Origin of the sequence: Reyranella sp. CPCC 100927 (assembly GCF_007859315.1) — a bacterium.
Taxonomy (GTDB): Bacteria; Pseudomonadota; Alphaproteobacteria; order Reyranellales; family Reyranellaceae; genus Vineibacter.
Genome location: NZ_VOHA01000037.1, coordinates 1 through 18,145 on the forward strand (window position 1 = coordinate 1; position 18,145 = coordinate 18,145).

An 18,145-nucleotide genomic window follows, 5' to 3' on the forward strand; every position below is an offset into this window, starting at 1 on the left:
CATCACCACAACCAGTTTGGCACATCGATGCCGGGTGGGGGCCGTCCACACCATCATCCCGAGCGCAGCGAGGGATCTTTTGATGCAGGCGTACCCGTGCGTCTCTTGCAGAAGATCCCTCGCTGCGCTCGGGATGACAGCCGTATCAGTGACGCGTGATTCCGAGTACTACGTGCCCGCGCCGGCGCGGCGTCCGCCGTGCCAGCGGCGCTGCCGCAGAAGGCGTTCGACCACCACCGGCACCAGGGCGGCGGCATCACGCGCCGCGCGCGATGCCTTGCGCCTGGCCGTGAAGGCCAGGCTGCAGCGCAGCTGCAGGGACGGCTCGACGATCCGAACCGCGCGGATCCGGGGATCGCTGCGCGCGTCGCCGAGCGCGATCATCGGCAGCACCGTGTGGCCGTGGCCGCGCAGGACCAGCGTCTTGAGCTGGGCCAGCGAATCGACTTCCGAGGCATAGGTCAACGCGATGCCGGCACGGCGGGCCACGCGATCGAGCAGGATCCGGCCGGCGTGGGCCACGGACGTGTGCACCAGCGGCAACGACGCCAGATCGGCGAAGGCAATGTGCTTGCGGCCGCGCGTCAGGGGTGTTTCCCGTCCGATCAGATAGAGATCGTCGTCAACCAGCGGGATGGTACGCCCGTCGCCCCGCTTGCCCGTCAGGTAGATGACGGCGACGTCGAGGCGGCCCTCGGCCAGCCAGGCCAGGATGTCGCCGTTCATGCCGTCGACGATGCGCAGATCGACGCCCGGCAGTCGCTCGCGCACCAGCTCGATGATGGGCACCGTCAACAACATCGCGATGGTCGACGGCAGGCCGAGAACCACCTCTCCGGATGAGGCGCCCATGATCGTCCGCACGGCATGCCGCGCGGCATCGACCTCGGACAGGATCCGTTGGGCATGTTTGTGAAAGAGGCGCCCTGCCGGGGTCAGCGTCGTTCCACGGCCGTGGCGTGCGAACAGCTTGGTGCCGAGCTCCCGCTCGAGGGTGGCGATGCGCGCACTCAACGCCGATTGCGCGATCCGCACGCGGGTCGAGGCCGCTGATATGCTGCCTTCTTCGGCAACGGCCGCAAAATAGCGGATGTGCCTGAGCTCCATCGATCCCCCGTGCGGGAGCCGGTCCGAATGTCGGACCGTCCTCGCCTCATGAAAACTAACATCACGGTTCAGGAAAAGTTGCTTTTTCACGGCCGACTGTCCCCGCATAGTCCGTCCTCCCTGAGAGCGGGCGCCGGCAGTGAAGTCGGCGCGCGACGGACCGTGGTGGTGGAAGCGATGCGCGCAATGCGATGTTCGATCAGGTGAGTTGACGGCAGCACCGTCGCCGCAAGCTGTTTCTCCACTAGAGCACACCGCGAATGTGATCGCGCAGGCCACCGGCTTCGCGGTGCGCGTGTGTGCGCCTTCCTCCTGAGAGGACCACCACCATGACAACCAGACGATTCCTGCTCGGCGCTGCCCTGGGCGCCGTCGCCTTCGCCGGCACCGCCGCCGCGCAGGACCTGAGGGAATTCCGTATCGGCTATCAGAAAGGCGGCATCTTTTCCGTCGTCAAGCAGCAGAAGACGATCGAGGCACGCCTCAAGACGCTGGGCATCGATACCGTGAAGTGGATCGAGTTCCAGTACGGGCCGCCGCTGATGGAGGCCCTCGGTCTGGGCGCCATCGACATCGGGCCGGTCGGCGACACGCCACCTCTCTTCGCCCAGGCTGCCGGCGCCAATGTGGTTTACATCGCGTCGAACCCGGCATCCGAATCGGCCCTCATCGTACCGCAGTCGTCGCCCATCAAGACTCTGGCCGACCTCAAAGGGAAGAAGATCGCGTTCGCCAAGGGCTCGAGCTCGCACAACCTCACTGTCCGGCTGCTGGCCAAGGGTGGTCTCACCTATGCCGATGTCACGCCGATCTATTTGACGCCGGCCGATGCGGCGGCGGCCTTCGCCCGCGGCAGTATCGATGCCTGGACGATCTGGGATCCGTACTACGCCATCGCCGAACTGCGGCAGAACGCGCGGACGCTGGCATCGACGAAGGACGTCGGGCCGAGCAACTCGTTCTATCTCGCAAACCGTGTGTTTGCCGGCCGCCATCCCGCCATCCTGAAAGCGGTCATCGAGGAAGTGGCGAAAGTGACCGAGTGGGCCGACAAGAACCGCGACAAGCTTGCTGCTGCCATCGCCGAGATCACCGGCGTCGAACTCAAGGCGCAGCAGGTCGCCGTCGAGCGGGCAACGATTGCGTTGCGGCCGCTCAGCGAGGCGGTGATCACCCAGCAGCAGGAGATCGCCGATACGTTTCACCAATTGGGGTTGATCCCCAAGCCGATCGTGGTGCGCGACGCCGTATGGCGGCCGTCGGGAAGTTGAGCAGTCGAGAACACACGAAGGAACACCGCGATGACATCGGTTGCGATCACACCGGCGGGGCGCCAGCCGCTTGATTTTTTCTGGTTCATTCCGACTCACGGCGACGGATCGTACCTGGGCTCGGAGCGTCGCCAGCGCCCGGCCGATTTCGCCTATTTTCGTCAGATCGCGACCGCGGTCGATCAGCTTGGCTACGGCGGCGTGCTGCTGCCCACCGGCCAGAGCTGCGAGGATGCCTGGATCACCGCAAGCGGCCTGGCGACGGTCACCGAGCGGCTGAAGTTCCTGGTCGCGCTGCGGCCGGGCGTCGTGTCGCCGTCGTTCGCGGCGCGCCAGACCGCGGCACTCGATCGCCTCAGCAACGGCCGCCTGCTGCTCAATGTCGTGGTCGGCGGCAATCCAACCGAACTGGCGGGTGATGGCGTCTTCCTGCCGCACGACGAGCGCTACGCGCAGGCCGGCGAGTTCCTGCGGATCTGGCGGGCCTTGCTGTCGGGCGAAACCGTCGATGTCGACGGCAGGTACTACAAGGTGAAGGGCGGGCGGCTCGACTTTCCGCCAGTGCAGAAGCCGTATCCGCCGCTGTATTTCGGCGGCTCCTCGGATGCTGGCCAGGACCTGGCGGCCGAGCAGGTCGACCTTTACCTGACCTGGGGCGAACCGGTGTCTGCCGTGGGCGAGAAGATCGCGGCGGCGCGCAAGCGTGCCGCGGCGCGTGGACGGACCCTGCGCTTCGGCATCCGGCTGCATTTCATCGTACGAGAGACGGCGCGCGAGGCGTGGACTGCCGCCGAGCAGCTCATCAGCCGCGTGACCGACGCGCAAATCGCCAACGCCCAGCGCCGCTTTCGCGAGGAAATGGACTCGGTCGGACAGCAGCGGATGGCAGCGCTGCATGACGGGCGCCGCGATCGGCTGGAGATCGCGCCCAACCTGTGGGCTGGCATCGGCCTGGTGCGCGGTGGCGCCGGCACGGCTTTGGTGGGCGATCCCGAGACGGTGGCGGCGCGGCTGCGGGAGTACCAGGCCGTCGGCGTCGATACGGTCATCGGGTCCGGCTATCCGCACCTCGAAGAAGCCTATCGCGTGGCCGAACTGTTGTTCCCGGCCCTGGGTTACGAAGGTCGCCGCCATGCGCTGGGCGGCGTAGCGACCAACGAATTCGTCGCGGCACCGCCAGCCGCGCCGCGCCTGCACGCCGCGTCATGAGCGCGCCTGCCCTGCGCCTGCCGCGCAACGCCGCCGGCTGGATCCTGCCGGTCGCCCTGGTCGTGGTGTGGGAAGCCGCATCGCGGTTGGGCCAGCTGCCGGCGACCATCCTGCCGGCACCGTCCGATGTCCTGGCGGCAGCGTGGCGCCTCCTGAAAACGGGCGAACTCTCCACCAACATCGGCGTCAGCTTCCTGCGCGCCGTCTCCGGGTTCATCGTTGGCGGCGGCATCGGGTTGGCGCTGGGCCTGGCCAACGGCCTGTCGTCGCTCAGCGAAAAGATCACCGACACGACGCTGCAGATGGTGCGCAACGTGCCGCACCTGGCGCTGATCCCGCTGGTCATCCTGTGGTTCGGCATCGAGGAGGAGGCCAAGCTCTTCCTGGTCGCGCTGGGCGTGTTCTTCCCGATCTACATCAACACGCTGCTGGGGGTGCGCAGCGTCGATCCGCAGTTGGTCGAGATGGGACGCGCCTACGGCATGGACCGCTGGACCTTGTTCCGGCGCGTGATCCTGCCGGCGGCCTTGCCGTCGCTGTTCGTCGGCTTGCGCTACGGGCTTGGCATCATGTGGCTGACCCTGATCGTGGCCGAGACGATCTCGGCGTCATCGGGCATCGGCTACATGGCGATGCAGGCCCGCGAGTTCCTGCAGGTCGACGTGGTCGTGCTGTCGATCGTGATCTACGCGCTGCTGGGCAAGCTGGCCGACAGCGTGGCGCGACTGCTCGAGCGGCTGTCGCTGCAGTGGCATCCCGCGTTCCAGGCCGCCTGAGGAAGGGTTCGACATGTTCATGACCATTGCCGAGCCGGCTCTGCTGTTCGTTGACCGCGCCATTGAAGACGAGGCGCCGGTCGAGCTGCCGGATCGTCCTGCGGGCGGGCTGGCCGTCACGGCCCGTGGGCTGGGCAAGTCCTTCGACAGCAAGACGGTGCTGAGCGATCTCGATCTGCATATTCCGCCGGGGCAGTTCGTCGCCGTCGTCGGCCGCAGCGGCTGTGGCAAAAGCACATTACTGCGCCTGATCGTCGGGCTGGACACCCCGAGCGTCGGCAGTCTTCATCTGGAAGGCGAGGCAAGGCCGGGGACCGAGGCGCGCATCATGTTCCAGGAGCCGCGCCTGCTGCCCTGGGCGCGCGTTCTGGCCAATGTCGAGGTCGGCCTTGGCCAGGCGCTCGATGCACGCCGGCGCCGAACCCAGGCGCTTGCCGCGCTGCGCGAGGTCGGCCTCGATGATCGGGCGCGTGAATGGCCGGCGGTATTGTCGGGTGGCCAGAAGCAGCGCGTGGCGCTGGCCCGCGCGCTGGTCAGCCGCCCGCGGCTCTTGGCACTCGACGAGCCGCTGGGTGCACTCGACGCGCTGACGCGAATCGAAATGCAGGGCCTCATCGAGACGGTGTGGCGCGACCAGGGTTTCACTGCGATCCTCGTCACCCACGACGTGACCGAGGCGGTCGCGCTGGCCGACCGGGTCATCGTAATCGACGCTGGCCGCATCGCACTCGATCTTGAGGTCGATGTGCCGCGCCCGCGCCGCCACGGCGATCCGCGTTTGGCGGCACTCGAAGGCCGCATCCTGGATCACCTCTTCAGCGAAGGCGGCCCTGCGCCACGTGCGGCCCGGGCCGCGTGATCGCATCGACAGCGGATACCATCCATGACCGTGCTGACACCGACCGTCGATTTGTCATTGCTGGCTGAGCTGTCGCGCGCGTTCGCGGCGCGTGCCGACGCGCACGACCGCGACGCAAGCTTTGCCTTCGAGAATATCGACCAGCTGCGGGAAACCGGATTCCTGGCGCTGGTAACGCCGCGCGATCATGGCGGCGCCGGTCGGGGCCTGGCGGCGGCCGCGAAGGTGATCGGCCTGCTGGCCGAAGGTGACCCGTCGACGGCGCTCGTGCTTTCGATGCAATACATATCGCATGCCTCGATCGCGCGCTCGACGCGCTGGCCGCCCAGCGTACGCCACCGGGTCTTTGACGACGCCGTGCGGCACGGCGGCCTGATCAATGCGCTGCGTGTCGAGCCGGCGCTGGGCAGTCCGGCGCGCGGTGGCCTGCCCGCCACGACCGCGCGGCGCACGGACGACGGCGCCTGGCGGCTGTCGGGACACAAGATCTACGCAACGGGCATTCCGGCGCTGCGCTGGCTGCTGGTGTGGGCGCGTACCGATATCGATGGCCAGCCCCAGGTCGGTTCATGGCTGGTGCCGTCGGACTCGGCCGGCATCGAGGTGATCGAGACCTGGGATCACGTCGGCATGCGGGCGACCAGCAGCCACGATGTCGTGCTGACGGATGTCGTTGTGCCCGCCGATCATGCGGTCGACATCCGGCCTCCCGGCGAATGGACACCCGATCCGACATCGGCGCTATGGAACACGGTGTTGATCGCGGCGGTCTATGACGGCATCGCGCGGGCGGCGCGCGACTGGCTCGTGGTCTGGTTGAACGAGCGCGTGCCGGCCAACCTCGGCGCATCGTTGGCCACGTTGCCGCGCTTCCAGGAAGCCGTCGGCGACATCGATGCGCGGCTGCTGGTCAATCGCCGCCTGATCGGCGACACCGCGCGGCGCACCGACCAGGACCCGGTGCCGGCCTCGGCCGCCGAGGCTGGCCTGGTGAAGTACGTGGTGACCCAGAATGCCCATGCCGTGGTCGAGCGTGCGCTGTCGCTGACCGGCAATCACGGGCTCAGCCGGCGCAACCCGCTGGAGCGCCATCATCGCAACGTGCTGTGCAGCCGCGTGCACACGCCGCAGGACGATTCGAGCCTGATCGCCGCCGGCCGCGAAGCGCTGGGCGTGCGTGCGGCCTGACCAGAGGAGTTTGTCATGAGCATCGAATTCATCGGCATGATCGCCACACGCAAGGCTTCGGAGACCCATACGCCGCAGGGGCCCGTGATCGATCGCGACTACATTCGCGCCTTCGCCCAGGCACATGAAGCGTCGGGTTTCGATCGCATCCTGGTCGCCCACGCGTCCACCGGCCCGGATGCATTCCTCGTGACGTCCTTCGCGGCGTCGGTGACCGAGCGCATCGGCTTCATGCTGGCGCACCGGCCCGGCTTCGTCGAACCGACGCTGGCGGCCCGCAAGCTGGCGACGCTCGATCACTTCAGCGGCGGGCGGCTGGCGGTGCACATCATCTCGGGTGGGGATGACGCCGAGCAGCGCCGCGACGGCGATTTCCTCGGCCATGATGCGCGCTACGCTCGCACCGACGAGTATGTCGACATCCTGCGCCGGATCTGGACGACCGATACGCCGATCGATCACGACGGCACGAACTATCGCTTCGTCGGCGGCTTCTCGGAAGTGAAGCCGGTGCAGAAGCCGCATCTGCCGATCTACTTCGGCGGTTCCTCGGACGCCGCCCTCAAGGTGGCGGCCAAGCACGCCGACGTCTATGCACTATGGGGTGAGACCCACGCCCAGGTGCGCGAAACGATCGCGCGCGTGCGTGCCGAAGCAGCGCGGCACGGCCGGCGTGTGCGCTTCAGCGTATCGTTCCGGCCCATCCTCGCCGACACCGAGGACGCCGCCTGGGCACGCGCCGACCGCATCCTGGACGAGACGCGCCGTCTGCGGGCAGCGCAGGGTCTGGGTGTCGGCGGGCCCAAGCAGAGCGAAGGCGCCCGCCGGCTCCTGGCGGCCGCCGCCCAGGGCGATCGGGTGGACACGCGCCTGTGGACGGCGATTGCGCGCGAGACCGGTGCCCGCTCCAACAGCACGGCCCTGGTCGGCACCGCCGAGCAGGTCGCCCGCGCGCTGGTGGAATATTACGACCTGGGCGTGACGACGTTCCTGATCCGCGGTTTCGACCCGCTGGAAGACGCGATCGACTACGGCCGCGCGCTCATCCCGCTCACGCGCGAACTGATCGCGCATCGCGAAGCCGAACGCCCGGCGAAGGCGGGGTGAGTTCCCTCTCCACTGCGTGGCTGTCGTATTCACACATCGTGCCCACCGCCCGGAAACGCCGTGCATTGTACCTTCCCCCTCCAGGCAGGGCGATTGCATGTGAGCAAGGCGGTAAGCCCAGACGCTGGGGGCGCGCCACTCTGTGGCGCGTCATGGCTTGCGCCACCCCATCGGGAGGCTTTCACCCCGCAGGGCAAAATGCTGAAATCGTTCCATCGCGTCGGATGGCCATGAGCATGACGCGCCACAGAGTGGCGCGCCCCCAGCGTGGGTTGCTGCCGCATGAGCCAGTACCCACGAGCCATATGCGATCGCCCTGCCCCTCCGGGGGAAGGGATGTTCAAGATATGTGAATCCGATAGCTCACTGCGTGGGGAGGAAACTACATCGGCTCCAACAGATCGCGCTCGGTGAGCTCGGCCAGCAGCGCATCGACGTCGTGCCGGATCGTCTCGGATGGCGTGTCCGGAAAAGCCTCGGCCAGCAGGTCCACCAGCTCGTCATGCGTCATCGGCTCGGCCAGGGCCGCCCATACGCCGCCGCTCAGAGCATCGAGATGGAAGATGGCGTCGCTGCGCGAATCGACCAGGAAAGTGCCGCCGTCGAGTGCGGTCACGGCGATGTCGGAACGGCGGCGCAGGCGGATCATGCGCCCCGTTCTCGACGACGCGGCGCGGCCCGTCAAGCCGGCGTCAGCTGATGTCGAAACGCTCGACCACCAGGTCGGCGGCGACGGCGCTCGACCCATAGACCAGGTGCAGGCACGGCACGCTGCCGGCGATCAGTGCCGCCGCCGCGACATGGCCTCTGGCATCCATGCCCGGCGCGGTCGACTGGCGTACCAACGCCAGCGCGGCGTCGCCCTTCGACCCCGTCCCGAAATCGAGCGCATCGGGGTCATCGTCACGGCGCTCGGGCAGGATCACGGCGGCAATGGGCAGGGTGGTGCCGAACGGGGCCGCATCGAACGTATCGAGTCCCAGGTCGAGGTAGGCGATGATCGGGTTGCCCTGCCAGTCCATGTGCTCGACCACGGCGTTGCCTTCCACGAACGCGGCCAGCGCACCGCCGGCGCCTTCGTGCACCGGCAGGCGCATGCGCGGCGTCAGGCCCAGACCGATGCCGGTCGGGCTGTCGTGGCCATCGGTGCCGGCCGGTGCGACCAGCAGGCGGTCGTCGCCGAAGAAACGGGCGCCGCGGCGGGCCAGCTGCAGTGCCAGCGTGCTCTTCCCGCACAGTGAGTCGCCAACGAACAGGATCAATCCGCGCGGTGAGGCGGCGGCGCCGGCGTGCAGGCCGATCAGGTCGCTGCGGCGGGCCAACTGCTCGGCGGCCAGCAGGCCGACCAGCTGATTGGCCGCCTCGGCCGCGTCGGGCACCTCTTGCGTGCCACCGTCCAGCACCGGATGGCGCAAGCGAAAGCCGCCATCGACGGTCTCGATGGTGATGTCGGCCAGGTCGGCGATCGCGGTGCCTTCTGCCTCGAACGGCCACAGGCCGAAGAACCGCGCCGTGAAGTCGAGCAGCGGTGCGTCGCTGGCGACGCGGATCGGCCGGTCGTCCAGCCCGTTGAAGCGGTACATCGTGCTCATGCGGCCCCCCTTTCATGACCTCTCCCCACCGGGGAGAGGTCGACGAGCGCGCAGCGCGCGTCGGGTGAGGGGGCATTGAAGCAAGACAAGGCGCTCAAGTTGAACGCACCCAGCTTGGGCCGCGGCCCCCTCACCCGGCGCTGACGCGCCGACCTCTCCCCGGTGGGGAGAGGTCATGAATCCTCAGGTCTCGCAGCCCAGTTCGAAGACGATCCGTTCTGCCGACCATGCCGCACGACCATAGACGATCGGTGTTCCGCCCGCATCGGCGTCGAGTTTGGTTACGTCCAGAATGGGCGCAGACCGCGGTTGGCGCAGCAGGCGGGCTTCCTCGGCGGTCGGCGGCCGCGCGCCGACCCTGGTCGAAACCCGGACGTAGTCGACGATCCCGTAGGCCGCCAGCGTGGCCGTGATCGTCGCGTGCTGGGCGCGAATGCGGTCGAAGTTCGGAAAACGGTCCGCCGGCAGGAAGGTGCTGGCGACCTCGATCGGCACGCCATCGGCAGTACCGATGCCCTTGCGGCGGATGACGGGCGCACCCCGTGGCAGCCGCAACGCGGCGGCGACGGCGGTATCCGCCGCGACGATCTCCTGCGCGATCAGGGTACCGCCCGGATCGAAACCCTGCTCGATCAGGGTCCGCGAATAGCGGGTATGACGCGACACCGGATAACGCACGACGTCGCGGTGGACGAAGGTGCCGCGGCCCTGCTCGGCGCGCACCAGACCGCGCGCCTCCAGACTGGCGATGGCCTGTCGCACGGTGGCCCGGCTGACGCCGAACCGCGCCATCAGCGCGGGCTCGGTCGGCAGCCGCTCGCCGACCGTGCGCTGGCCGCCGGCGATTTCATCGGCCAGGGCCTGTTCGATCTGATGCCACAGCGCGCTGCCGTCCTTGCGTTGCAGTGCCGTCGTCATGCGCCGCCCTGCTTCTCCAGCCGGAACAGCAGTTTGTGCTCGGCGGGATAGTCGAGCGCGTCCGTCAGCCGCGGGTAGTAGCGCCGGTCCTTGTGGGCCGGCACGAAGCCGTCGAACCCGAACTTGCGGACCGACACGTCGAAGCCGGCCCGGGCGAAGGTGTCGGCGTATTCCTCCGGCGCGCGGTCCTGCACCGGCGCGTTGGTGGTATCGCCGATCAGGGTGCGCCAGGCCGGCCACAGCGGGCAGTGCGTATGGCAACCGGTGACGGCGTAGTAGACGCCGCCGTCGCGCAACACCTGGTGCATCTGCGCCGCGTGCGTGGCGAGGTCGGGCAGCAGGTAGATCACCTCGTAGCTGAAGGCGAGATCGACCTGCCCGCGCCAGGGGCCGAGATCGGTGGCGACCTCGAAATCGAGCGGCATGCTTCCCGCCAGCGTCCTGGCGGCGGCAATCGAGTCGCGCGCGATATCGATACCGATGCCGCGACGGAACGGCTTCAACGCATGCAGCAGCCGCAGGAAGCCGCCCCGGTTGCAGCCGAAGTCGAGGATGACCCGCGTCGCCAGGTCGGTTTCCGGGATCGACTGGATGAAATGGCGCCATAGCGGGCGGTGCGATGCCTCCATGGCCGCCTCCCGGTCGGGGTCGGCGTGCCAGGTTCCGTAGGCGGGAGCGGCTTGGGTCACGATATCCTCGCGGTCTGGGGATTCTGCCGACCGACGTTTGTAGAGGATATCGATGACGGATCGATGAATTCATCCGGACGACTGGATGACTGTGGATGCCGGCCAATCGGAACCTGGGAGCGCGGGCGTCTCGCCCGCTCATGTCATGTCGGATGACTTCGTTGCTTTCGCCTTTGATGCGGGCGGGGACGCCCGCGCTCCCAGGAGCATGATTAATGCAACGCAATTCGCTCCGGTGGCGCGTCCCAGGCCGCAACGGTCGAGATCACGCCGCGATGGCGTAGGACGAGCGGCGCGGGTCGGCACCGCCCATGAGCAGCCCGTCATGGCGGACGATGGCGTTGACGCCGCCCATCAGCCGCGACCAGCGCTCGACCCGCCGCACCGTCCAACCGCGCGCCACGAGAGCGTCGTCCCAGGCAGCCGGGCATCGCTGCTCGAGCATGACCTCGCGGCCGCTGTCGTGGCGCAGGCGCGGCCATTCGATCGCGGTCTGGATGTCGAGACCCTGCTCGACGTGTCGCCGCATCACCTGGAACAGCGACTGCGGCTGGCCATGATCGCCCGGCGTGGCGATGGCCATTTCGACGCCGGCGCTGCCCGTCATCAAGGCCGGACACAGCGTGTGGAACGGCCGATAGCCGCCGCGCAAGCCGTGCACGGGATCGTCATCCAGGCTTTCGAGCATGGCGCGGTTGTGCAGCACCAGGCCATGGTGCGGACAGACAACGCCCGAACCGAAGGACTCGAACAGCGACTGGACCCACGAGACGGCGCGGCCCTCGGCGTCGATGACGACCAGCGTCGACGTATCGCCGCCGCCGGCACGGCTCAGGGTCGGCCGGTCATCGAGCGCCAGCGTCCGCAAACGCTGCGGCGCCAGCAGATCGGCGGGCAGGTCGATGCGGCGTGGATCGGCGCAATAGGCATCGCGCATGACAAACGCGGCCGTCTTGCGCGCCAGATAGGCATTGGGGTCGATCAGCGGATCGGACCTGTCCGGTGGTGCGGCGGCCGGCTGCGCTTCGCTCAGTCCCAGCATCGCCAGCAACGCCAGTCCCTGCGAGTTGGGCGGTGCGACATGGACCTGCCGTCCGCGCCAGGCTGTCGACAGCGCCGGCGTGAACAGGGTCGCATGCGTTCCGAGATCTTCAGCGTCGAGCAGGACGCCTTGACCTTGCGCTTCGGTGAGCCAGGCGCGCGCCAACTCGCCAGTGTAGAACGCCCGCCATCCCTTTTGCGCCAGGATCCGCAAGGTTTCAGCCGCGCGCGGCTGCTTCAGACGCTCGCCCAGCGTCCGGTTGCCGGGCGTGCCGAAAGCGACTGCCAGGGCGGGGAAGTCGTGGGCCAGCGCTGCGTATTCCGCTCCGTTGAAGAAGGCCACGGCGGAGGCGTCGAGCGGCACGCCCTGCTCGGCCAGCGCGATCGCCGGTTCCAGCACTGCCGCCAGCGGACGCGTGCCGAACCGTTCCAGCGCCTCGCCCCACGCCGCCACCACGCCCGGCACGGAGACCGGCAGCGGCCCGCGCTGGGGTAGTGCCGTCAGCCCCTGTGCGCGCAGGGCGGCGACCGAAGAAGAACGCGCCGTGGCGCCGGAGCCGTTGATCGCCGTCACCGTGCCGTCCACGCTCGAATGCAGAGCGATGGCGTCGCCGCCCAGGCCGTTCATGAACGGGATCCCAATGGCAAGCGTGGCGGCGGCGGCGACCGCGGCGTCCATGGCATTGCCGCCGCTGCGCAGCACGGCAGCGCCAGCCTCGGCGGCACGCGGATGGCCGGCGACGACCATGCCGCGATCGCCCATGATGATCGGTCGGTGGGCGTTGCCGACGTCGTCGCCGATGGCCTCTGTCATTCCACAAATCCCGATGCGTTCATCAACAGCCGGATACGGTCGCAGGCTTCGTGAAAGGCGGTCTGGCGCAGTGCCGTGAAGTCGCGCGGCCGCGGCAGGTCGACCTCGATGATCTCGCGGATGCGGCCCGGCCGAGGCGTCATCACCACCACGCGGTCGGCCAGCATCACCGCCTCGGTGATGCTGTGCGTGATCAGCAGCACGGTCTTGCCGGTCTCAAGCCAGATCCGCTGCAGCTCCAGGTTCATCTGCTCGCGCGTCAGCGCATCCAGTGCGCCGAACGGTTCATCCATCAGCAGCAGCGACGGATCGGTCACCAGAGCCCGGCACAATGCCACGCGCTGCTGCATGCCGCCCGAGAGTTCGAACGGCCGGCTGCGCTCGAAGCCGCGCAGGCCGACCAGGTCGAGCAGTGCCTGGATCCGCTGCGGGTCGTTGCCGGATCGCTGGATGACCAGCGGCAACTGGACGTTCTGCTCGACGTTGCGCCACGGCAGCAGCACCGGCGTCTGGAACACGATGCCGATGCCCGGTCCCGGCTCGCTGACGCACTGGCCGCCGATCTCGATGCGCCCGCTGGTGGGCGCACTGAGGCCGCCGACCAGGCGCAGCATCGTCGACTTGCCGCAACCCGATGCCCCGACGATGGCGACGAACTCGCCGGCGCCCACGTCGAGATCGATACGCTGCAACGCCTGGACGCTCGACGGGCCGCTGCCGAATGTCTTGGAGACGTCGCGGATCGTGATCGGTTGAGCCATCAGGCGCTCACGCCTCGACGAACTGGTTCGTGTAGAGCTTGCTGGTGTCGACCGACTTGGCAAGGCCGCCGTACTTCACCAGCAGCTCCTGCGTCCCACGCCAGTCCTCGTCGACCATCACGCCCAGCGGCTTTCCCTTCGTGGCATGCGTTTCCAGCGACGGGAACGTCAGATCGAGCTGGCGTCGCAGCACACTCTTGTTGCGTGCCTGGTGCGGCAGGCGTTTGATCAACAGGTCGACGGCCTTGTCCGGATCGGCCTTGGCTGCCTTGAACGCCTCGATCGACACGCGTACGAAAGCCTTGGCGGCGTCGTGGTTCTGTTGCAGCCAGTTGGCGTTGGCCACGATGCCGTTGTTCATCATCTCGACGCCGAAATCGCTGAACAGGAAGTAGCTCAGCTTGGCGCCTTGCTCCTCGAGCTGGGCGATCTGGACATTGACGTTGGCCGGGATCGCATCGGCGCGTCGTCGCAGGAACACGGCGTTCTTCGCGCCGGTGGCCGGGTTCAGCACGTTGACATTGGCGGCGTTGACGCTGGAACGCTGCAGCAGCGCCGGCATCATCTGCCCGGTGCTCTCCGAAGGCGCGTAGGCGACCACCTTGCCTTCCAGCTCCTTGGGCGATTTCACCGCCGCGTCGGCATGGCTGATGACGCACATGACGTTGGAGATCACCCGGCCGATGGCCATCAAGGGGATACCCTGCTCGACGGCCCGGATGGTGCTGGTGAAATCGATGAAGCCGATGGGATCATTGCCCTGGCCCACGATCTTGGCGACGGTGGCCGATCCCTGTCCCTCGCCGATGCTGACATCAAGCCCGGCCTTCTCGAACAGCTTGTCTTCGAGTGCCAGGAAGAATGGCGCGTGCGAGCCGTAGATCGCCCAGTCCAGCCGGAAGCTGATGGCGGTGGCGGCCCGGGCAGGTCGTACGAACGGCGTCGCCAGGGCAAGGGTGCCGGCGCCGAGAACGGCGCTGCGTCGTGAGAGCTGCATGTGTCCTCCCTTTGTGTTGATGGCGTGCGGTACGCGGTCAGGCCGACGGATTCTGCAGCCGGATCGTGCTGTGCCACGGAATGACCAGGCGCTCGATCAGCTCGACGGCGTAGTACAGGACGACGCCGATGATCATCAGCGCCACCAGCACGGCAAACAGCAGGCCCGTATCGAGGTTTGCGTTCGCCTGCAGCAGCAGGTAGCCGAGACCGGCATTGGCGCCGACCCATTCGGCGATCACGGCGCCGACCACCGAAAAGGCGACCGACACCTTCATGCCGGCGAAGATGTTCGGCAGCGCCAGCGGCAGGCGGAAATGCCAGAAGGTCTGCAGGGTGCTGGCGCGCACGGCGCTGGCCAGCTCGATCATCTCGCGCTCCATGCTGCGCAGACCGACGATCGTCGACACCAGCACCGGGAAGAAGGCGACCAGGAACGTGACCGCGAGCTTGGGTCCCAGTCCCAACCCGAACCAGACCACCACCAGCGGCGCCAGCGCCACCTTGGGGAAGGTCTGGCTCAGGATCAGCCACGGCATCACGGCGCGTTCCAGGGTCTTGGACGCGACCAGAACGATCGCCAGCGGAACGCCGATCAGGATCGACAGCAGAAAACCGCCCAGCGTGATGCCGGTCGTGATCCAGCTGTGGTGCAGCAGAAACCAGAAATCCTCGCGGATGCGCTCGATGACATCGCCGGGCAGCGGCAGGAGGTAGGCCGGTACGTGGAAGATCTTGACGGCCCCGTACCAGATGGCCACCAGCGCCACCAGGGTCGCGACCGGATACAGCAGGGCGAACGTCCGGCCGATCATCACAGCAGTCCCGTGAACGGCGTGCGGGCGCACGCCTGGTGGGCCAGCGACACCAGGTGCGTGAAGTCGAACACCGGCAGGCCAACCTCGGCCTGGATCGCCGCGGCGTAGGGCGGCAACAGGGAGCATTCGAGGAGCAGGGCGCCGACATCCGGCGCCGCCTCGACCAGGCGCCGCGCGACGCCGACGGCTTCCGCTTCGGCGGCGGCGAGATCGAGCGTGGTGCGGTCCTGCCACGCCGTGGCGGCAAACTCGGGGCAGCCGTCCATGCCGATGACGTGAATCCGGGCGGGATCGACGCCGACGGCTTGCAGATGCCGTCCCGTCAGGCTCTTGGCCTCGGCGGTGATCACGCCCACGCGCTGCGTCGGCCGCAGCGTGGCGGCAATGAACGGGATCAGCATCAGCGACGAAGCGAACACCGGCACGGTGACGGCTTCCAGCAGGTAAGGCTGCAACAGCGCGGCGAAGCCGCACGAGGTCGTGATGCCGCGACAGCCCTGATCCTCGAGATGGCGGGCGCCGGACAGCCAGGGCTCGATGGCGCTGCGAAATGCGTCGCTGTCGGGATCGAGCGCACCGATATCGCGCACCATGCGGCTGCCGGAAGCGCCCTTCACCACGTGGTGCATGACCGGAAACGGAAACGTCGTCGCGTTGCCGATCGCACCGGGCGGGCGCGGAAAACGCCCCTCGATCATCAGGATGCCGATCCGATGACCGTAGAGATTGTGCCCGCCCTTGAGCAAACGCGGCGCCACCGTCGGCCTCTCAGCTCTTGGTCATGATCGCGCGCGGGAACGTGGCGAAGCATTCGGCACCCTTGTCGGTGATCGCGAATGTCTCGGAGATCACCAGGCCGTACTGCTCCAGCCAGATCGCCGGAATGCAGTGGAACGTCATGTTGGGTTCGAGCTCGGTGCGGTCGCCGGCGCGGATGCTGGCGGTGAGTTCACCCCAGGTCGGCGGATAGCCGATGCCGACCGGGTAGCCGATGCGGCTGTCCTTTTCGATGCCGTGGCGTGCGATCACGGCTTTCCACACCGCCGCCAGCTCTTCGCACACGACCCCCGGGCGAACCTTGTCGAGCACTGCGTTCAGGCCCTCGGCGATCACCTTGCCGATGAAGTCGATGCGCTCGCTCGGCTTGCCCAGGTAGATGCAGCGCGACAGCGGCGAGTGGTAGCGATGCCGCACGCCGCCCAGCTCGATGTAGAACAGATCGTTCTCGACCAGTGGCGCGTCGGTCCAGGACAGGTGCGGCGCCGAGCACATCTCGCCGACCATGGCGTTCGGCGGCTTGCACGGGAAGGTGCCGCCGAAGTCGGGCAGGCCCGCCGTCGTCACCTTGTAGACCTCGGCCATGACGTCGCACTGCCGGACTCCGGGCCGTGCCGCATCGAATGCCGCCTGCTGGGCGGCGGCGGCGATCTGGCCGGCCTGGCGCATGTAGTCGAGCTCGCGGGCCGACTTCACCATCCGGCAACGGTTGACCAGCAGGAAGGCGTCGACGAATTCGCAATTGGCCAGGTTCTTGCGCAGGATCGCGTCCCACTTGGCCGTGTAGTAATAGTCGTCGGTCTCGACGCCGACCCGGCCGCGGTCCCAGCCGCGCCGCTGCAGTTCCTCGGCGACGAACTGCATGGGATGCAGGTCGGCCGATCCGACATAGTGGTCCGGGTAGGGGATGACGTTCTTGTCGGCCAGGAACGCGGTGAACTTGGCGCCCACCGCATCCATTTTGCGGCCGATCCAGATCGGCTCCTCCTGCTGCAGGCTGACCGCGACCATCTGCGGCGTGTAGAACGACCAGCCGTCGTAGCCGGTCAGCCAGAACTGATTCGCGGGCGAGGCGATCAGCAGGATGTCGATGCCCCGCTGCGTCATTGCCGCCTTCACCCGGGCAACGCGTGCCAGATATTCCGACCTCTCGAACAGCAACATGTCGCGCCTTCTCGCTTCGCTTGGAACGGTGATCAAGCTTGCGGGGGCATGAAGCATTCTGTCTAATGACTTTTAATGCAGTTTTCATAACTGATTGGTAATGAAACGCCTCAATCTTCGCCTGCTCGAGGTTTTCCGGACGGTCGTCGAGACCCGCAGCGTCACGGTCGCGGCCGACCGGCTGGGTGTGACTCAGCCGGCCGTCAGTAAGGCGCTGGCGGAGTTCGAGCAGGACGCCGGGCTGTCCCTGTTCGGCCGGCAGGGACGGCGCCTCATCCCGACCGCGGATGCCGCCCGCCTCTATGACGAGACGTCGCGTCTGTTCGCCCACGTGTCTGTATTCCGCGACCGGGTGGACGACCTGCGCTCCGGCAAGGCGGGGCAACTCTCGATTGCCGCCATCCCCACGCTGGCCGCGTCGCTGGTCGTTCAGACGGCGATGGGATTGATGGAGAAGGTGCCGGGCCTGAACGTCAAGGTGGTCGCGAGCGCGCGGGCCGAGGTGATCGACGCCACCATTCATCACCGCATCGACCTGGGTCTGGTGCATGCGCCGGTGACGGACCGCGACCTGCATATCGAGACGATCGGCGAAAGCGAGATCGTCGCCGTGGTCCCGCGCGGCCACCCGCTTGCCGGGTACGAGTTCGTCACGCCGCGCGATCTCGACGACCAGCCCCTGATCAGCCTCGACCCGGCGACACCTGCCAGTCATCTGGTCCGCGAATGCTTCGAAGCCGCCGGCATCGACATGAACGTCGTGATGGAAGCCAACAGTTCCACCGTGGCGTATGCGGCAGTGGCGAATTCGGGCCGCTGTGTGGCTCTGATCGACCCCTGGCCCAGCGGCGTCGCGCACGATCACCGCTGCGTGCTGGTTCGCTTCCGGCCGACCGTGCCCCAGCGCGTGGCGCTGTTGCGCTCGGCATTCCGGCCGCCATCGCGCCTGGCCGAGCTGATCGCGGAGGAGCTGCGCTTGCAGCTCATCAAGTCCGCCGGCATCGTGCCTTTCGTAAAAGGAATGGCGACCAGCACGTAGGCATCGTGTACCTGGCGGT

At 67.6% G+C, this 18,145-nt stretch carries 18 protein-coding genes; 7 read left to right on the top strand and 11 right to left on the bottom strand.

What is annotated here, in order from left to right:
• Positions 1-168: 168 nt before the first annotated feature.
• Entirely contained in the window at positions 169-1,107 is a 939-nt protein-coding gene (locus tag FQU96_RS40230) for a LysR family transcriptional regulator (RefSeq protein ID WP_178131127.1), read from the bottom strand.
• Positions 1,108-1,436: 329 nt separating this feature from the next.
• Here FQU96_RS40230 and FQU96_RS40235 point away from each other — a divergent pair, with 329 nt between their 5' ends.
• Genes FQU96_RS40235 through FQU96_RS40260 form a run of 6 tightly spaced genes read left to right on the top strand, consistent with a single transcriptional unit; the run spans position 1,437 to position 7,517 of the window.
• Positions 1,437-2,378 (top strand): sulfonate ABC transporter substrate-binding protein, encoded by a 942-nt coding sequence (locus FQU96_RS40235; protein ID WP_146547079.1) that lies wholly within the window; start codon positions 1,437-1,439, stop codon positions 2,376-2,378.
• Between the two features lie 30 nt (positions 2,379-2,408).
• A complete protein-coding gene (ssuD, locus tag FQU96_RS40240; protein ID WP_146547080.1) occupies positions 2,409-3,587 on the top strand; it encodes an FMNH2-dependent alkanesulfonate monooxygenase in 1,179 nt (392 codons plus the stop codon).
• Positions 3,584-4,363, top strand: a complete 780-nt coding sequence (locus FQU96_RS40245) for an ABC transporter permease subunit (protein WP_146547081.1) — start codon at positions 3,584-3,586, stop codon at positions 4,361-4,363. The genes ssuD and FQU96_RS40245 overlap by 4 nt, the downstream gene beginning before the upstream one ends.
• A 19-nt stretch (positions 4,364-4,382) precedes the next feature.
• Positions 4,383-5,222: an ATP-binding cassette domain-containing protein gene (locus FQU96_RS40250; RefSeq protein WP_146547082.1), complete on the top strand. Its 840-nt coding sequence runs from the start codon at positions 4,383-4,385 to the stop codon at positions 5,220-5,222.
• A gap of 24 nt (positions 5,223-5,246) precedes the next feature.
• Positions 5,247-6,410, top strand: a complete 1,164-nt coding sequence (locus tag FQU96_RS40255) for an acyl-CoA dehydrogenase family protein (protein WP_146547083.1) — start codon at positions 5,247-5,249, stop codon at positions 6,408-6,410.
• A 15-nt stretch (positions 6,411-6,425) separates the two neighbouring features.
• Positions 6,426-7,517, top strand: a complete 1,092-nt coding sequence (locus FQU96_RS40260; protein WP_146547084.1) for an LLM class flavin-dependent oxidoreductase — start codon at positions 6,426-6,428, stop codon at positions 7,515-7,517.
• A 382-nt stretch (positions 7,518-7,899) separates the two neighbouring features.
• Here the strand turns inward: FQU96_RS40260 and FQU96_RS40265 are convergent, their stop codons facing one another.
• From FQU96_RS40265 to FQU96_RS40310, 10 genes are all read right to left on the bottom strand, one after another.
• Entirely contained in the window at positions 7,900-8,166 is a 267-nt protein-coding gene (locus tag FQU96_RS40265) for a PqqD family protein (protein WP_178131129.1), read from the bottom strand.
• A 43-nt stretch (positions 8,167-8,209) separates the two neighbouring features.
• Positions 8,210-9,109 (bottom strand): hypothetical protein, encoded by a 900-nt coding sequence (locus tag FQU96_RS40270; protein ID WP_146547086.1) that lies wholly within the window; start codon positions 9,107-9,109, stop codon positions 8,210-8,212.
• Between the two features lie 183 nt (positions 9,110-9,292).
• Entirely contained in the window at positions 9,293-10,027 is a 735-nt protein-coding gene (gene phnF / locus FQU96_RS40275; protein WP_146547087.1) for a phosphonate metabolism transcriptional regulator PhnF, read from the bottom strand.
• The gene (locus FQU96_RS40280; RefSeq protein WP_146547088.1) at positions 10,024-10,716 is read right to left on the bottom strand and encodes a bifunctional 2-polyprenyl-6-hydroxyphenol methylase/3-demethylubiquinol 3-O-methyltransferase UbiG; all 693 of its coding nucleotides are present in this window, start codon (positions 10,714-10,716) and stop codon (positions 10,024-10,026) included. The genes phnF and FQU96_RS40280 overlap by 4 nt, the downstream gene beginning before the upstream one ends.
• A 265-nt stretch (positions 10,717-10,981) precedes the next feature.
• Complete coding sequence (locus tag FQU96_RS40285) at positions 10,982-12,571, bottom strand: gamma-glutamyltransferase family protein (RefSeq protein ID WP_146547089.1); 1,590 nt, start codon at positions 12,569-12,571, stop codon at positions 10,982-10,984.
• Complete coding sequence (locus FQU96_RS40290; RefSeq protein WP_146547090.1) at positions 12,568-13,332, bottom strand: ABC transporter ATP-binding protein; 765 nt, start codon at positions 13,330-13,332, stop codon at positions 12,568-12,570. The genes FQU96_RS40285 and FQU96_RS40290 overlap by 4 nt, the downstream gene beginning before the upstream one ends.
• 7 nt (positions 13,333-13,339) lie before the next feature.
• Positions 13,340-14,329 carry an ABC transporter substrate-binding protein gene (locus tag FQU96_RS40295; RefSeq protein ID WP_146547091.1) on the bottom strand — a complete coding sequence of 330 codons (990 nt, stop codon included), beginning with the start codon at positions 14,327-14,329 and terminating at the stop codon, positions 13,340-13,342.
• A 37-nt stretch (positions 14,330-14,366) separates the two neighbouring features.
• Positions 14,367-15,143, bottom strand: coding sequence for an ABC transporter permease (locus tag FQU96_RS40300; protein WP_146547092.1), 777 nt, complete (start codon positions 15,141-15,143; stop codon positions 14,367-14,369).
• Positions 15,143-15,904, bottom strand: a complete 762-nt coding sequence (locus FQU96_RS40305; RefSeq protein WP_146547093.1) for an aspartate/glutamate racemase family protein — start codon at positions 15,902-15,904, stop codon at positions 15,143-15,145. Before FQU96_RS40305 ends, FQU96_RS40300 begins: the two co-directional genes overlap by 1 nt.
• A gap of 10 nt (positions 15,905-15,914) precedes the next feature.
• A complete protein-coding gene (locus FQU96_RS40310) occupies positions 15,915-17,087 on the bottom strand; it encodes a Xaa-Pro peptidase family protein (protein ID WP_146547094.1) in 1,173 nt (390 codons plus the stop codon).
• A 100-nt stretch (positions 17,088-17,187) separates the two neighbouring features.
• Between FQU96_RS40310 and FQU96_RS40315 the strand changes: the two genes are divergently transcribed.
• Positions 17,188-18,126: a LysR substrate-binding domain-containing protein gene (locus FQU96_RS40315; RefSeq protein WP_146547095.1), complete on the top strand. Its 939-nt coding sequence runs from the start codon at positions 17,188-17,190 to the stop codon at positions 18,124-18,126.
• Positions 18,127-18,145: the final 19 nt, after the last annotated feature.

Coding starts and splice junctions, on each gene's coding strand:
- FQU96_RS40230 (WP_178131127.1), bottom strand. CDS start 1,107: ATGGAGCTCAGGCACATCCGCTATTTTGCGGCCGTTGCCGAAGAAGGC.
- FQU96_RS40235 (WP_146547079.1), top strand. CDS start 1,437: ATGACAACCAGACGATTCCTGCTCGGCGCTGCCCTGGGCGCCGTCGCC.
- ssuD (WP_146547080.1), top strand. CDS start 2,409: ATGACATCGGTTGCGATCACACCGGCGGGGCGCCAGCCGCTTGATTTT.
- FQU96_RS40245 (WP_146547081.1), top strand. CDS start 3,584: ATGAGCGCGCCTGCCCTGCGCCTGCCGCGCAACGCCGCCGGCTGGATC.
- FQU96_RS40250 (WP_146547082.1), top strand. CDS start 4,383: ATGACCATTGCCGAGCCGGCTCTGCTGTTCGTTGACCGCGCCATTGAA.
- FQU96_RS40255 (WP_146547083.1), top strand. CDS start 5,247: ATGACCGTGCTGACACCGACCGTCGATTTGTCATTGCTGGCTGAGCTG.
- FQU96_RS40260 (WP_146547084.1), top strand. CDS start 6,426: ATGAGCATCGAATTCATCGGCATGATCGCCACACGCAAGGCTTCGGAG.
- FQU96_RS40265 (WP_178131129.1), bottom strand. CDS start 8,166: ATGATCCGCCTGCGCCGCCGTTCCGACATCGCCGTGACCGCACTCGAC.
- FQU96_RS40270 (WP_146547086.1), bottom strand. CDS start 9,109: ATGAGCACGATGTACCGCTTCAACGGGCTGGACGACCGGCCGATCCGC.
- phnF (WP_146547087.1), bottom strand. CDS start 10,027: ATGACGACGGCACTGCAACGCAAGGACGGCAGCGCGCTGTGGCATCAG.
- FQU96_RS40285 (WP_146547089.1), bottom strand. CDS start 12,571: ATGACAGAGGCCATCGGCGACGACGTCGGCAACGCCCACCGACCGATC.
- FQU96_RS40290 (WP_146547090.1), bottom strand. CDS start 13,332: ATGGCTCAACCGATCACGATCCGCGACGTCTCCAAGACATTCGGCAGC.
- FQU96_RS40295 (WP_146547091.1), bottom strand. CDS start 14,329: ATGCAGCTCTCACGACGCAGCGCCGTTCTCGGCGCCGGCACCCTTGCC.
- FQU96_RS40300 (WP_146547092.1), bottom strand. CDS start 15,143: ATGATCGGCCGGACGTTCGCCCTGCTGTATCCGGTCGCGACCCTGGTG.
- FQU96_RS40310 (WP_146547094.1), bottom strand. CDS start 17,087: ATGTTGCTGTTCGAGAGGTCGGAATATCTGGCACGCGTTGCCCGGGTG.
- FQU96_RS40315 (WP_146547095.1), top strand. CDS start 17,188: ATGAAACGCCTCAATCTTCGCCTGCTCGAGGTTTTCCGGACGGTCGTC.